Source organism: Telluria sp. ZT3P25 (genome assembly GCF_059685895.1).
In genome coordinates this window covers 3319236-3333087 of record NZ_JCASIJ010000001.1, presented here as the reverse complement: position 1 = coordinate 3333087, position 13852 = coordinate 3319236, and the positions used below count along the sequence as shown (strand labels likewise).

Here is a 13852-nt window from a genome sequence, read left to right as displayed (position 1 = left end):
GTGTGGCAACACATCAAGGAAACCACGATGGACCGCCTGATCTACACCGCCGCCTCCGGCGCCAAACACATCCTCGAGCAGCAAGCCACGACGTCCAACAACCTGGCCAACGTGAGCACGACGGGCTTTCGCGCTCAGATCGACATGTTCCGCGCGGCGCCGGTGCAGGGCCCGGGCATGCCGACCCGCGCGTTCGTCGTTGACTCGACCGCCGGCAACGACTTCGCCGCCGGCCCGCTGCAGGCCACGGGCCGCGACCTGGATGTGGCGGTGAAAGGGCAGGGCTGGCTGGCGCTGCAGATGCCGGACGGTACCGAGGCGTACACCCGAAACGGCGCGCTCCAGATGAGTCCGAATGGCGTGCTGCAAACGCCGGGCGGCCAGACGATTGCGGGCGAAGGCGGTCCGATTACGGTCCCGCCCGACGCCACTGTGACGATCGGCAGTGACGGCACCATCTCGACCATCTCGAACGTCGACACGCCAGCCGCGCCCGCGGTGATCGGCCGCCTGAAGCTGGTCAATCCGCCACAGGGCGATATGGTACGTGGCGACGACGGGCTGTTTCGCGTCAAGAACGGCGCGCCGGTCCAGGCCGACCCGACCGTGCAGGTGGCAGGCGGCGCGCTCGAGGGCAGCAACGTCAATCCGGTCGATTGCATGGTCGACATGATTGCTCTGGCACGTTCCTTCGACACGCAAATGAGCCTGTTGAAGAACGCCGAGAACAACGCGGCGAAAGCCACCCAGATCCTCGCTTTGAATTAAGTGTTGCCGCTGCATAATTCTATTGTCCGTGGAGGCATTCGCCTGCCACCAATAGGAGAATGCAATGATCCGTTCGCTCTACATCGCCAAGACCGGTCTCGAAGCCCAGCAGACCAATCTCGACGTCATCTCGAACAACCTCGCCAACGTCAGCACCAACGGCTTCAAGAAGTCGCGCGCCGTGTTCGAGGACTTGCTGTACCAGAATGTGCGCCAGCCAGGTGCACAGTCGTCCCAGCAGACCAATCTCCCGTCGGGCCTGCAGATCGGTACCGGTGTGCGCACCGTCGCTACCGAGCGCATTCACACCCAGGGTAATCCCCAGTTGACCGGCAACGACAAGGACGTGATGGTCAACGGTCCTGGCTACTTTCCTGTGTTGATGCCGGACGGCACCCAGGCCTACACCCGCGACGGCTCGTTCCAGAAAGACCAGAACGGCCAGCTCGTCACCTCGAGCGGCTTCGTCATCCAGCCGCCGATCACTGTGCCAATCAACGCCCAGTCGATCACGGTGGGCCGTGACGGCACCGTATCGGTCAATGTCGCCGGCGAAACCGCCACCACCCAGATCGGCGCCTTGCAACTGGCCACCTTCATCAACCCGGCCGGCCTTGAGTCGCGCGGCGAGAACCTGTACACCGAAACCACCGCCTCCGGCAACCCGAACCTGAACGTGCCGGGCACGAATGGTGCCGGCAACATCATGCAGGGTTATGTGGAAGCGTCGAACGTCAACGTGGTCGAGGAAATGGTCGCGATGATCCAGACCCAGCGCGCCTATGAGATCAACAGCAAGGCGATCACGACATCCGACCAGATGCTGCAAAAACTGTCGCAGCTTTAATTTTCTTCAGCCATCATGAAAATCCTGACTTCGTTCGCTGCGCTGGTATTGCTCGCCGGTTGCGCCGCTACCCCCACCACCATCGTGCAGGGTCCGACCAGCGCCCGTCCGATGCTGGTCGATGGCGCCCCGGCCACCGATGGCGCGATCTTCAACGTCAACAGCTACCGGCCGATGTTCGAGGACCGCCGCGCCCGTCATATTGGCGACCTCTTGACCGTCAATATCAGCGAGCGCACGACGGCAACCAAGGCCGGCGCGAGTTCGGGCAACAAGACCGGCAGCGCGAGCTTCACCAGCCCGGGCCTGCTGGCCGGCGTGATCGGCGCTGGCGTGGCGCTGGAGTCCGGCACCAAGTTTGCCGATGGCGACAACCAGAGCGCGTCGAACAACTTCACCGGCACGATCGGCGTGACCGTTACCGAAGTGCTGCCGAACGGGAACCTGATCGTCGCCGGCGAAAAGCAGGTCGCGATGAACAAGGGCACCGAGTTCATCCGCTTCTCGGGCATGGTCAGCCCCGACACGATCCAGGCCGGCAATATGGTCTCGTCCAACGTGATCGCCGATGCGCGCGTCGAATACCGCACCAACAGCCGCCTCGATCGCGCCGAAGTGACGTCGATGCTGTCGCGCTTCTTCCTGTCGATGCTGCCGTTCTGAAAGACCCTACCCATGCGTAAATTTGCTTCCGTTGTCCTGCTGGCTGCCGCCTTTGGCGGCATCGCCCCCCTGGCCCAGGCCGAGCGCCTGAAGGACCTGGCCACCATCGCCGGCGTGCGTCAGAACCAGTTGTCCGGCTACGGCATCGTCGTGGGCCTGGACGGCACCGGCGACCAGACCAGCCAGACGCCGTTCACCGTGCAGTCGATCCGCGCGATGCTGCAACAGAAGGGCGTCAACCTGCCGGCCGGCACCCAGCTGCAACTGAAGAACGTGGCGGCCGTCATGGTCACCACCTCGCTGCCGGCATTTGCCCAGCCGGGCCAGACGCTCGACATCACCGTGTCGTCGATCGGTAACGCCAAGAGCCTGCGCGGCGGCACGCTGCTGATGGCGCCGCTGCATGGCGCCGATGGCCAGGTCTACGCCATGGCCCAGGGCAACCTGGTGGTCGGCGGCGTGGGCGTCCAGGCGCAGGGCGGCGGCGCGCAAGTGCAGGTCAATCACCTGGCTGTGGGTCGCATCTCGGCCGGCGCCACGGTCGAGCGCGCCGTCGCATCGAACCTGGGCGAAAACAACCAGATTCGCCTGGAACTGAAAGAGACCGATTTCGCCACTGCCGCACGCGTTGTCGACGCCGTCAACGACCAGTTCGGGCCCGGCATCGCCACGGCCCTGGATGGCCGCGTGGTGCGCGTGCGCACCCCGTCGTCGAGCGACCAGCGCGTCGCTTTCCTGGGCATGCTGGAACAGATCGACGTCAATCAGCCGCTGGCCTCGGCCAAGGTCATCATGAACGCCCGCACCGGGTCGGTCGTGATGAACCGCGCCGTGATGCTCGACAACTGCGCGATCTCGCACGGCAACCTGTCGATCACCATTGGCTCCGATACGCAGGTGAGCCAGCCGAATGCACTGGCCGGTGGCCAGACCGTCGTCACGCAGAACCAGTCGGTCGAGATCAAGAAAGAGCCCGGCCAGATGATCAATGTGAAGGGCGGGGCATCCCTTAGCGAAGTGGTCAAGGCGATGAACTCGATCGGCACCACCCCGCAAGACTTGCTGGCCATCCTGCAAGCGCTCAAGGCCGCCGGTTCGCTGCGCGCCGAGCTCGAAATCATCTAAATCGAGAGACACGCCATGATTGCATCGCCCAACCTTGACCAGACCAGCAAGCTCGCGCTCGACACCAACAGCCTCAACGGGCTGAAGAACAGCGCGAAAGCCGGCACGCCGGCCGCCATGAAAGAAGCGGCGACCCAGTTCGAGGCGATGTTCATCAACATGATGATGAAGAGCATGCGCGACGCCTCGCCGCAGGAAGGCGTGCTGGACAACCAGCAGACCAAGACCTTCACGACGATGCTCGACCAGCAGACCAGCCAGAACCTGGCCAAGCGCGGCGTCGGCCTGGCCGACGTGCTGGTGCGCCAGCTGAGTGCGAACCAGATGGGGCAGCAGGCGCTGGCCATTGGCGCCGATGGCATGGGTGGTGACGCCGCCGCTGGCGCCGGCCGCCTGACGCCGTCGCTGAACAACGCCGCGGCCATGTATGGCAACGGCGCTGCACTGGGTGCTGGCGCGGCCGCCTCCAGCAAGGCGCCGCCGCTGCCGGCGACGACCGAGTCGGGCCGGGTGCAGGCGCCGCACGTGCGCGCGTTCCAGGAAAAACTGCACGAGCACGCCCATGCGGTCGAGCAGACCACTGGCGTGCCGGCCAAGTTCATGCTGGGCCAGGCCGCGCTCGAGACTGGCTGGGGCAAACGCATGATCAGGAACGCCGATGGCAGCAACAGCAACAACCTGTTCGGCATCAAGGCCGGGGCCAGCTGGAAAGGCAAGGTCGCCACCGCCGTCACCACCGAATACGTGAACGGCAAGCCGCAGACGAAGGTCGAGAAATTCCGGGCCTACGACAGCCCGGCCGATTCGTTCCGCGATTACGCGAACATGATCGCGAAGAACCCGCGTTACGAAAAAGTCATCGGCAGCAGCGACGCGGCGACCTTTGCCCAGGGCCTGCAGCGCGCCGGCTATGCGACCGATCCGAACTATGCGGCCAAGCTAACCCGCCTGATCAAGAATTCGCTGGCGTGATCCAATTGTTACGTCGGCCAACTGTCAAGTTTTCTGAATTGCTGCCGTTGACTGTACTGTCACAGAGAGAAAAAAATTATGTCCGGTAATCTCCTCGCCATCGGTAAGACAGGTCTGTATGCAGCACAGGCGGCCCTCGCCACGACCGGCCACAATATCGCCAACGCGAACGTGGCGGGTTTCTCGCGTCAGACCGTGGTCCAGGCCACATCGGCCGCGCTCGATACGGGTGTTGGGTTCCTGGGAACCGGGACCGAGATCGCGCAGATCAAGCGCTACAGCGACAGTTTCCTGAACACGCAGGTGCGCTCCGCCCAGGCCAGCACCAGCGGCCTGGAATCGTACTATTCGCAGATCAAGCAGATCGACAATCTGCTGGCCGACCCCACGTCGGGCCTGTCGCCGGCGATGCAGGGCTTCTTCAAGGGCGTGCAGGACATGGCGGCCAACCGCGCTTCGGTGCCGTCGCGCCAGGCGATGTTGTCCAGCGCCGAAACGCTGGCCACGCGCCTGCAGGATATCGACGGACGCCTGGATGAAATTCGCACCGGCGTCAATTCCGAGATCGAGACGAGCATTACCGAGATCAACACCTACGGCGCGCAGATCGCCAAACTCAATGAGCAGATCGCCAACTATGCGTCAACGCCGCAGCGCCCGCCGAATGACATGCTCGACGAGCGCGACCAGCTGTTGCTCGAACTGAACAAGTATGTGAAAACGACCGTCACGCCGGCCGACAACAACAGCCTGACGGTGTCGATCGGTAATGGCCAGCCGCTGGTGGTGGGCCAGGAGTCGTTCAAGCTCGCCGCGATTGCCTCGCCGACCGACCTGACGCGCCTTGAAGTGGGCTACCAGACCGGCGCGAAGGTGTCGGTGCTGTCCGATGGCGCCCTGACTGGCGGCAAGCTGGGCGGCGTGCTCGAGTTTCGCACCACCACGCTCGATACGGCGCAAAGTGCCTTGGGCAAGATTGCGATCGGCATGGCCGTCGAATTCAATAACCAGCACAAGCTGGGGCTGGATCAGAATGCCAACGCGGGAAAGGACTTCTTCAAGGTCGCCCCGGCCTTTGTGGGCGCGAGTATCAATAATTCCAGGGCGACGGCGCCCAACAAGGCTGCTGCGATTGATGCCGTGGTGACCGACCCGAGCAAGCTCAAGGACAGTGACTACGAAGTCACGTTCGATAAAGGCGCCTACAACGTTGTGCGGCTATCGGACAATGCGAAAGTCGGCACCGTGATACCGGCGGCCGACGGCACCGCCAAAGTGGACATCGATGGTATCGCGTTTGACTTCTCGGGCACTGCGCGCAGCAAGGATTCCTTCCTGGTGCGCCCGACCATCAACGGCGCGTCCGACTTCAAGGTGCTGGCCAATGACGTGTCGCAGATCGCCGCGGCAGCACCGATCCTCACCAGCATGCCGCTGACCAACACCGGCACCGCCAAGATCAGCGAAGGCAAGGTTTCGGGCCAATTTTTGACCGCGCCGCCGGCGTTGCCGGTGAAGCTGAGTATCAAGGGGGATAACCTGACCGGTTTCCCGGCCGGCAGCGTGGTGACGGTCACGGACAGCGCTGGCAAGCCTGTTACCGACAGCGATGGCAATCCTATCCCGGTTGACGATCTGGACAATATCAAATTTGTGGATGGCGCGACCTACAGTTTTAGCGGGGTCAGCGTCACCATCTCCGGCAAGCCCGGCAATGGCGACCAGTTCAAGATCGAAGGCAACGGCAGCGGCGTGGGCGACACCCGCAACATCGCCGCGCTGGGCGAACTGCAGACCAAGAACATCTTCAACAACGGCACTGCGACCCTGACCTCGTCGTATGCGCAGATGGTCAGCCAGGTCGGCAACAAGACACGCGAAGTACAGGTCAATGCGCAGGCCGGCAATGCCTTGCTGGCGCAGGCCACCGGCGCCCAGGCCGATGTGTCGGGCGTGAACCTGGACGAAGAAGCCGCCAATCTCATCAAGTACCAGCAGGCCTACCAGGCCTCGGGCAAGGTGATGCAGATCGCCAGTACCATCTTCGACACGCTGCTGTCGATCAGCCGCTAACGTAGCGAAAGAACATCATGCGAATCAGTACCGCGAACCTGTATGCCACCTCGACCAACCAGCTCAACACGCTGCAAGGCGCGCTCGCGCGCACGCAGATGCAGCTCTCGACCGACCGGCGTCTCCTGACCGCTGCCGACGATCCGGTCGCCTCGGCGCGCGCGCTCGAAGTGGGCCAGTCGCAGGAAATCAACGCCCAGTTCGCCACCAACCGCAACAGCGCCAAGTCGTCGCTGTCGCAGGTCGAGTCGACGTTGCAGAATACTGGCGACCTGCTGCAGGATATGCAGACGCTGGCCGTTTCAGGCGGTAACGCCACGATGTTGCAGAGCGATCGCGAAAAGCTGGCCACCGAACTCGAAGGCAAGCTGGCCGACCTGCTGGGCCTGGCCAATACCGCCGACGGGTCGGGCGGCTATCTGTTCTCGGGCTACAAGACCACGACGCAGCCGTTTACCAGCAGCCCGGGCGGCGCTGCCTACCAGGGCGACCAGGGCGTGCGCCAGCTGCAGGTGAGCGACTCACGCAAGATCCCATTGTCGGCATCCGGCAGCGCCATTTTCGAGGCGATCCCGACTGGCAACGGCACGTTCCAGACGCAGGCCGGCGACATCAAGAACAACGTTGTTAACAAGGGCAATGCCCTGATCTCCTCCGGCTCGGTCGTGGACCGTAATGCACTGACGAGCAATAAGTATGCAATCGAGTTCGACATCAGTGCGACCACGCCGCCGGTGACCACCTATTCCGTCTACAACACGACTTCCGGTACGAAATCGCTTGTCAGCAATGGCAACACGTATGAAGACGGCAAGCAGATCAAGCTCGATGGCATGGCCTTCGACATCAAGGGTGCGCCAGCGGACGGCGATACCTTCACCATCGAGCCGAGCCAGAAGCAGTCGGTGTTCAAAACCGTGACCGACCTGATCGCCACCTTGCGCGCACCGGCCGACGGCTCAACCGGCAAGGCCGCGCTGACCAATGGCCTGAACACGGCCCTCGACAACCTCAAGAACGCGCACGACAATGTGCTGACGGTGCAGGCCTCGGTGGGTGCGCACATGAAAGAGCTCGATTATCTCGACAGCACCGGCGACGACCTGGACATCCAGTACGCCGCCACGCTCAATGATCTGGTGGGGCTGGACGAGGTCAAGGCGATCTCCGATTTCTCGCAACAGCAACTGACGCTGCAGGCCGCGCAGATGTCCTTCAAGACGATGTCCGGGTTGTCGCTGTTTAACTACCTTTGATCTTCGGCGCGACTTTCCCGTTCACTTTCGGTGGTTGTTTCGCGGCGCTGATCTCGGCGCCGCAGTTCGTATCGGGCGCCTTGTCGACGTTGATCAACGGCAGCAGGGCGGCCAGCGGATTGATCGCTGCCAGCGCCACGGCCGCGCCAGCCTTGAGCGCCAGCGGTCCGGCATGTGGGCCCACCTTCGGATCGGTAAACGTGCCGCGCGCGTACAGCGGCGTGCGCAGCGACAGGATGCGCGCGCCTTTCGTTTTCGGCCGCACATCCACGTCGAGCTTCTCGGTCGCCAGGTCGATATAACCGGTCGCGTTTACCACCGCATCTTCACTGTCGAGCACGAAGCGATCGATGTTCGCGCGGCCATTGCGCACCGTGGTCGTCGCCGCCACGCAGTTGAGCATGGTCTGCTTGTCACCGAAAATCTTGACGTAGACGGCATTGGCCACGTTCAGTCCTGCCAGTTCGAGGACGAACTGGCTAACCGTGCCTTCCGTGACGACGGCATTGATTTCACCCTGCGACGTACCCAGCATCGCGGCCACGGTATTGCCCTTGCCGACCAGCGCGCCATCGCCATTGATTTCACCGAAGGTCGCCTGCATCGATTGCAGCTTGGGGAACAGTTCGCGGATCTTCACGCCACGCGCCGCCAGCCGCGCCGATGCGTCCAGCGTCTTTTCGCGACCGTCCAGCCGGATATTCGACGTGATCCGACCGCCCGCCAGCGCAAAGCTCAGCGGGGTCAGCGTCAGGACCTTGTCCTTCATGCGGATCGTGGTGTCGATGTCGCGCAGCGGAATGTTGGCAGTGCGCAGGATCTGCTTGCCGGTGAACTTGACCTCGGCGTCAAGCGCGCCCCATTTGGCCGTGTTGAACTGGTCGACCGGCAGGGCCTTGCCCGGCGCAGGCGCCTTGACCTTGCCGGCGGCCTTGGTGCCTTCGCCGGTGTCGGCGCCGACGGTCGGGCCCAGGTCGGCCAGGCGCAGTTGCTGCGACGTCAGCGAGCCCGTCAGCAACGGCCGCGGTTTGCGCTGGGCATAGGCGAGGGTACCTGCGATATCGCTGGCGCCGACCTTGCCGGTGAAATCTTTATAGGTAAAGGTCCAGAAGTCGCCGTCTTTCTTGCCCAGCAACGTGCCCTTGGTGGCATATGGCGGCGTTTCCGGCAGCAGCACGCCGGTCAGGCCGTACAGATCGGCCATGCTGGCGCCGGCCAGTTGCATCTTCAATGCAAAGCCCGACAGTGAGCGCGGATCGCGGATGATGCCGCGCAGGCCGAGCTTGTTTTCGCCGGCGGTAGCTTCCGCTTCGATCGGGAAGCTGGTGTTGTCGCCAGTGAGCGACAGCACGGCGCCGGCCTTGCCGCCACCGGTGATCTTCGCCTTGTTGTAGGTGCCGGCAAGGGTGAATGCCAGACCATAGGGCGGCACACCCACCGCCGTCGAGGCGGCTTCGCCGCCCTTGATCGAATCGGCGGTGGCGCGCAGGTCCAGGCCCACCGGCTCGTCGACGTAGCGCACCTTGGCGCTATCGAAGGCCAGGCGCTGCAGATCGACCTTCCATTCGGAAGGGCCGTTGTCCTTGAAGGTCCACGAATTGCTGCCATCGGCGCGGCGCTGGACGGCAATGTCCGGATTGGCCAGGCGCAGGTCGGTGATCACGACATCCTTGGTCAGCAACGGCAGGATGCGCACGCCGGCTTCGATGCGCTGGGCGGCGGCCATCTGCTTGCCGACCGTGCTCCAGGCAGGATTGCTCATGTAGACATTGTCGGCCGTGATATGCGGTTGCGGCACGAAGCGCCGCCAGCCGGTTTCACCGTTGCGATCACGCTGGAACTTGACGTCCAGGTCACCGCGGATGGCGAATTCACGCCCGGTCGTCTCCGACACCTTGCGGTTGATGTAGGGACGCAGCATGTTCCAGTCGAACAGCATGAGGAACAGGATCACTGCCACGGTGATGGCTAGCAAGATCCAGCCGGTTATTTTGAGAGGCTTGGAGAGGGTCATTGTCAATCGTGCCCATGAGTGGGTCGGCGGCTGGCGCAGCGAGGCACCGGGATCGTCAGGCTAGCAGGGTCAGGCCGATATTGTTGGTTGGCTAAGTCGCACTACTGCACATTTAATTGGTATTTTTTTATGCTTTACATCAGGCGAGGAAAAATTCAAGGCCACGCGCCATGGCCGGGAAGGTTGCGGACCCGTGGTCCTCGTGCGTCAGCAGGTGGAATTGCACACGCGCCAGCGTCCCGGTCTTGTGCAGCTGCTCGCCCAGTTCACGCGCATTGTCCACCATGCGGCGTGCGGCGGCGATGGCGTCACGGCCCTGCAGCGGGCCGTTCGCGGTGGATGGTTGTTCCAGCTCGCCCACGGCCAGCATCAGCGACGGCTTCGCGGGCAGGGCAGCAACGCGCTGCTTGAAGCCGTCCATCCCGCCCAGCACCACGCGTTCGCGGTACCAGATCGATGGACTGGCGGCCAGCCAGGTCTGGAACATCGCCGGGCGGGTGAACAGCGCGTGCAATGTGCACAGGCCGCCGTATGAGTGGCCATACAGCGCCTGGCGCGCCGGATCGAGTGGCGCCAGCGTTGCGATCAGCGGCTTGAGTTCGCGTTCGATAAAGTCCAGAAACAGGTCGGCGCCGCCTTCCTTCGCAGGGCCGCCCGCACCCGACGGCGGCGTGTAGTCGCGACCGCGCCCCATCCCGTAATCGAACTCGCCTGGATAGCCGATGCCGACGACCACGGGCAGCGCAGCGCCCCGCGGCAGGATCGTGCGCGCCATCACCGCCAGCGTCGGGAAGGTCGCGTTGCCGTCCAGTGCGTAGATGACCGGGTAGCCAGCCGGTGGCGGCGGGGTGGTCGGGATGCTGATGAAGATGCGGTAGGTCTGGCCCGTGATGGGCGAGGTGATGTCGAGTTGCCGGGCTTGGGGCAGCGTGGCGGTTTGCCACGCAGCCGCGGCCCTGGCCACTGGGGTGGCGAGGGCGGTCAGGGCGGCAGCGGCACCGAGGATACGGCGGCGCGGGAAGGAAGTCGGAACGGCAGCAGGAGTGGCCATGCGCTTGATGAATAATGAGAATGATTCTCATTGTAACGCAGCGTGCGGGCCGCCATTACCCCGGCGCCGGTACCACCGGCCTGGCCACCGGCTGCGCACCCGCCGCCCCCGGCTGCGGATTGCTGGCGCGCGGCAATGATCTGCTTACTTCAATGCCCTGGTTGAACAGGTTGACGATCGGCGTGCCCAGGTACGGCAGCACCAGGCTCAGCGTCAGAAAACCCACGCCCAGCGTGATCGGAAAGCCGATGCCGAAGATGTTCAGCTGCGGCGCGGCGCGTGTCAGGATGCCGAGGGCAACCTGCGTGATCAGCAGCGCGGCGATGATCGGCATGGCGATCTGCAGCCCGGCCGAGAAGATGCGCCCGCCCCAGCGCACCAGTTCGAGTGCGGTATTCGATGAAAACGGCGTGTCGGTGATGGGCATGGTGATGAAGCTTTCGGCCAGCGCCTCGAGCAGCACCAGGTGGCCGTTCACGGCCAGAAACGCCATGGTCGCGACCAGCGCCATGAACTGGCTGATGGCCGACGAGCGGCCGCGCGTACTGGGGTCGAAGAACATCGCGAAACCCAGGCCCATCGTCTGGCTCGAGACTTCGCCGGCGTACTCGATGGCGGCGAACACGATGCGCATGGCAAAGCCCATCGCCAATCCGATGATCATTTCCTTGGTCAGGATAAGGAGGCCCGCCCACGAGGTCGGGTCGGCCGCCGGTACAGCTGGAACGAGGGGCGCGATGACGATTGCGAGCAGGATGCCGAGCGAGACCTTGGCGCGCACCGGGACGCCGGCATTGCCGAACAGCGGGGCCGCTGCGATCAGCCCGAGAATGCGCGACAGCGGCCATAGCAGGCCGGCGATCCAGGCATTCATTTCCGCCGAAGTCAGCGTCAGCATCGGGCGCGTCCGGGCGTGCGCACGCGGGCCTTAGCCGATCAGGCCGGGAATACCCGTGAACACCTGGCGCATATAGTCCAGCATCACCGACAACATCCACGGCCCGGCCACCACCAGCGTGACGAACACGCCGACCAGTTTCGGGATGAACGACAGCGTGGCCTCGTTGATCTGGGTCGCGGCCTGGAAAATACTGATGATCAGGCCGACGATCAGCGCCACCAGCAACAATGGGGCAGACACCATCAGGGTCACCTCCATGGCAGTGCGGCCCATCGTCATCACGCTTTCGGGAGTCATCGCGCGGGCCCTCTAGTAAAAACTCTGGGACAGCGAGCCCAGCAGAAGTTGCCAGCCGTCGACCAGCACGAACAGCATCAGCTTGAATGGCAGCGCGATGACGGCCGGGGACATCATCATCATGCCCATTGCCATCAGGACCGAGGCGACCACCATGTCGATGATCAGGAACGGAATGAAGATCGCAAAGCCGATCTGGAACGCCGTCTTGAGTTCACTCGTGACGAACGCCGGAATCAGGACGCGCAGCGGAATGTCTTCGGGGCCCTGCAGCGCCGGTGAGCGCGAAATCTTGACGAACAGCGCCAGGTCGGATTCACGCGTCTGCTTGATCATGAATTCCTTGAGCGGCACGGCGCCCCGGTTCATGGCCTCGGTCATCTGGATCTGGTTGTTCTGCAGCGGCAGATACGCTTCGCTGTAGATACGGTCGAAGGTCGGCCCCATCACGAAAAACGTCAGGAACAATGCCAGCCCGACCATCACCTGGTTCGGCGGCGCCGTCTGGGTGCCCAGCGCCTGGCGCAGCAGCGAGAGCACGATGATGATGCGCGTGAAGCTCGTCATCATCAGAAGGGCAGCGGGCAAGAAAGTGAGCGAAGTCAGCAGCAGCAGTGTCTGCACTGGCAGCGAATACGCGGTGCCGCCGTTGGCTGCCGGGCTGCTCTGGAATGCCGGGATGCCGGGCTGGGCCGCCGCGATCAGCGGCAGCAGGGCCAGGCCAGCGGCCAGCCACAGGTGTTTATGACGCATTGCGTTTGTCCATCGTGTTCTTGAGCCAGTCGGCAAAGCGTGTGGCCGGGACGCTGCCTTGCGCGGCGCCCGTGCCCGCGCCCAGGTCGACGTCCTGGCGCGGCATCGTGTGCAGCGCGTTCACGCGGCCCGGTGCGGCGCCGACGACGATCCACTGGTCGCCCACTTCCACCACCATGATGCGTTCGCGCCCGCCGATATTCAGGGCGCCGACCACGCGCAGGTTGGCCAGGCCGCCGCCCGGCTTGGGGCCGTAGCGCTTGAGCAGCCAGGCCAGGCCGATCAACAGGCCCAGCACGAGCAGCAGTGCGAAAATGGTTTGCAGCAGGCCCGCTGCGCCAGGGCCGTTCGACGCCGGCAGCGCGACTTGCGGTGGCGCTCGCATCGGTGCGATGGCAGGGGCGGTGGTTGTCGTGGACGGCGCCGTCGTCACGGGCGTGCTGGCAGGAACTGCAGGCTCGGCAGACACGGCAGGCTCTGCAGGCACGGCAACATCGCCCGGCAGCGCGGCAACCGGCGGCGCGGTCGCGGCGGGTACGGTGCCTGGCGCCGGCACGGCGGGTGCAGCCGGCCGGCCGGTGGTGGTATCCGTGGCTGGCGCCGCCTGCTGCGCCAGCGCGAGGGGCGCCGCCAGCAGCAGCGCCGCAATGGTCGTTAAATAGCTGGCGGCGACGCGGCGTGCGATCATTTATTGAGTTTGCGAATTCGCTCGGATGGCGTGATGATGTCGGTAAGCCGGATGCCGAACTTGTCGTTCACGACCACCACCTCGCCCTGGGCGATCAGGCAGCCGTTCACCAGCACGTCCATCGGCTCACCGGCCAGGCCGTCGAGCTCCACCACAGAACCCTGCGCCAGTTGCAGCAGGTTCTTGATGGCGATCTTGGTGCGGCCCAGTTCCACCGTCAGCTGCACCGGGATATCGAGGATGAAGTCGATATCGTTTGGCGTTTCGTTGCGCGCGCCCTTGTTCGAAAAATCCTTGAACACGGCTGCTGCGGCCACTGGCGGGGCTGCCAGGGGGGATGCCTGGCGTTCGAGTGCTGCCGCTTCGGCCGCAGCCTGCTCGGCAATGGCGGCGCCCCAATCGTCGTCGATGTTTTCCTGGTCTTCCTGATTGTCGGACATGGTG

At 63.9% G+C, this 13852-nt stretch carries 14 protein-coding genes; 7 read left to right on the top strand and 7 right to left on the bottom strand.

Annotated features, from left to right (window positions below):
• The first annotated feature begins 27 nt into the window (after positions 1-27).
• From flgF to flgL, 7 genes are all read left to right on the top strand, one after another.
• Positions 28-768 carry a flagellar basal-body rod protein FlgF gene (gene flgF, locus AC56LY_RS14785; protein ID WP_499580711.1) on the top strand — a complete coding sequence of 247 codons (741 nt, stop codon included), beginning with the start codon at positions 28-30 and terminating at the stop codon, positions 766-768.
• A gap of 64 nt (positions 769-832) precedes the next feature.
• Positions 833-1615 carry a flagellar basal-body rod protein FlgG gene (flgG, locus tag AC56LY_RS14780; RefSeq protein ID WP_499580709.1) on the top strand — a complete coding sequence of 261 codons (783 nt, stop codon included), beginning with the start codon at positions 833-835 and terminating at the stop codon, positions 1613-1615.
• A 15-nt stretch (positions 1616-1630) separates the two neighbouring features.
• Positions 1631-2278, top strand: a complete 648-nt coding sequence (locus AC56LY_RS14775; RefSeq protein ID WP_499503436.1) for a flagellar basal body L-ring protein FlgH — start codon at positions 1631-1633, stop codon at positions 2276-2278.
• Between the two features lie 12 nt (positions 2279-2290).
• Entirely contained in the window at positions 2291-3403 is a 1113-nt protein-coding gene (locus tag AC56LY_RS14770) for a flagellar basal body P-ring protein FlgI (RefSeq protein WP_499557869.1), read from the top strand.
• 15 nt (positions 3404-3418) lie between these two features.
• Positions 3419-4375, top strand: a complete 957-nt coding sequence (flgJ, locus tag AC56LY_RS14765; RefSeq protein WP_499580707.1) for a flagellar assembly peptidoglycan hydrolase FlgJ — start codon at positions 3419-3421, stop codon at positions 4373-4375.
• A gap of 78 nt (positions 4376-4453) precedes the next feature.
• A complete protein-coding gene (flgK, locus tag AC56LY_RS14760; protein ID WP_499580705.1) occupies positions 4454-6448 on the top strand; it encodes a flagellar hook-associated protein FlgK in 1995 nt (664 codons plus the stop codon).
• Between the two features lie 17 nt (positions 6449-6465).
• Positions 6466-7704, top strand: coding sequence for a flagellar hook-associated protein FlgL (gene flgL / locus AC56LY_RS14755; RefSeq protein ID WP_499580703.1), 1239 nt, complete (start codon positions 6466-6468; stop codon positions 7702-7704).
• Here flgL and AC56LY_RS14750 read toward each other — a convergent pair.
• The 7 genes from AC56LY_RS14750 to fliN all read right to left on the bottom strand — a co-directional run bounded on the left by AC56LY_RS14750 (position 7691) and on the right by fliN (position 13848).
• A complete protein-coding gene (locus AC56LY_RS14750; protein ID WP_499580701.1) occupies positions 7691-9718 on the bottom strand; it encodes an AsmA family protein in 2028 nt (675 codons plus the stop codon). The genes flgL and AC56LY_RS14750 overlap by 14 nt on opposite strands.
• A 139-nt stretch (positions 9719-9857) precedes the next feature.
• Positions 9858-10769 carry an alpha/beta hydrolase gene (locus AC56LY_RS14745; protein WP_499580699.1) on the bottom strand — a complete coding sequence of 304 codons (912 nt, stop codon included), beginning with the start codon at positions 10767-10769 and terminating at the stop codon, positions 9858-9860.
• Between the two features lie 55 nt (positions 10770-10824).
• Positions 10825-11667 carry a flagellar biosynthetic protein FliR gene (fliR, locus tag AC56LY_RS14740; RefSeq protein WP_499580697.1) on the bottom strand — a complete coding sequence of 281 codons (843 nt, stop codon included), beginning with the start codon at positions 11665-11667 and terminating at the stop codon, positions 10825-10827.
• 30 nt (positions 11668-11697) lie between these two features.
• Positions 11698-11967, bottom strand: coding sequence for a flagellar biosynthesis protein FliQ (gene fliQ / locus AC56LY_RS14735; RefSeq protein WP_183555720.1), 270 nt, complete (start codon positions 11965-11967; stop codon positions 11698-11700).
• 12 nt (positions 11968-11979) lie between these two features.
• On the bottom strand, positions 11980-12720 hold the full coding sequence (gene fliP / locus AC56LY_RS14730; RefSeq protein WP_258835324.1) for a flagellar type III secretion system pore protein FliP: 741 nt from the start codon (positions 12718-12720) through the stop codon (positions 11980-11982).
• Positions 12710-13408, bottom strand: a complete 699-nt coding sequence (fliO, locus tag AC56LY_RS14725; RefSeq protein ID WP_499580695.1) for a flagellar biosynthetic protein FliO — start codon at positions 13406-13408, stop codon at positions 12710-12712. The genes fliP and fliO overlap by 11 nt, the downstream gene beginning before the upstream one ends.
• Positions 13405-13848 (bottom strand): flagellar motor switch protein FliN, encoded by a 444-nt coding sequence (fliN, locus tag AC56LY_RS14720; RefSeq protein WP_499580693.1) that lies wholly within the window; start codon positions 13846-13848, stop codon positions 13405-13407. The genes fliO and fliN overlap by 4 nt, the downstream gene beginning before the upstream one ends.
• Between the last annotated feature and the right edge of the window lie 4 nt (positions 13849-13852).

Excerpts from the sequence above, each read along its gene's own strand:
- flgF (WP_499580711.1), top strand. The coding sequence starts at position 28 with ATGGACCGCCTGATCTACACCGCCGCCTCCGGCGCCAAACACATCCTC.
- flgG (WP_499580709.1), top strand. The coding sequence starts at position 833 with ATGATCCGTTCGCTCTACATCGCCAAGACCGGTCTCGAAGCCCAGCAG.
- AC56LY_RS14775 (WP_499503436.1), top strand. The coding sequence starts at position 1,631 with ATGAAAATCCTGACTTCGTTCGCTGCGCTGGTATTGCTCGCCGGTTGC.
- AC56LY_RS14770 (WP_499557869.1), top strand. The coding sequence starts at position 2,291 with ATGCGTAAATTTGCTTCCGTTGTCCTGCTGGCTGCCGCCTTTGGCGGC.
- flgJ (WP_499580707.1), top strand. The coding sequence starts at position 3,419 with ATGATTGCATCGCCCAACCTTGACCAGACCAGCAAGCTCGCGCTCGAC.
- flgK (WP_499580705.1), top strand. The coding sequence starts at position 4,454 with ATGTCCGGTAATCTCCTCGCCATCGGTAAGACAGGTCTGTATGCAGCA.
- flgL (WP_499580703.1), top strand. The coding sequence starts at position 6,466 with ATGCGAATCAGTACCGCGAACCTGTATGCCACCTCGACCAACCAGCTC.
- AC56LY_RS14750 (WP_499580701.1), bottom strand. The coding sequence starts at position 9,718 with ATGACCCTCTCCAAGCCTCTCAAAATAACCGGCTGGATCTTGCTAGCC.
- AC56LY_RS14745 (WP_499580699.1), bottom strand. The coding sequence starts at position 10,769 with ATGGCCACTCCTGCTGCCGTTCCGACTTCCTTCCCGCGCCGCCGTATC.
- fliR (WP_499580697.1), bottom strand. The coding sequence starts at position 11,667 with ATGCTGACGCTGACTTCGGCGGAAATGAATGCCTGGATCGCCGGCCTG.
- fliQ (WP_183555720.1), bottom strand. The coding sequence starts at position 11,967 with ATGACTCCCGAAAGCGTGATGACGATGGGCCGCACTGCCATGGAGGTG.
- fliP (WP_258835324.1), bottom strand. The coding sequence starts at position 12,720 with ATGCGTCATAAACACCTGTGGCTGGCCGCTGGCCTGGCCCTGCTGCCG.
- fliO (WP_499580695.1), bottom strand. The coding sequence starts at position 13,408 with ATGATCGCACGCCGCGTCGCCGCCAGCTATTTAACGACCATTGCGGCG.
- fliN (WP_499580693.1), bottom strand. The coding sequence starts at position 13,848 with ATGTCCGACAATCAGGAAGACCAGGAAAACATCGACGACGATTGGGGC.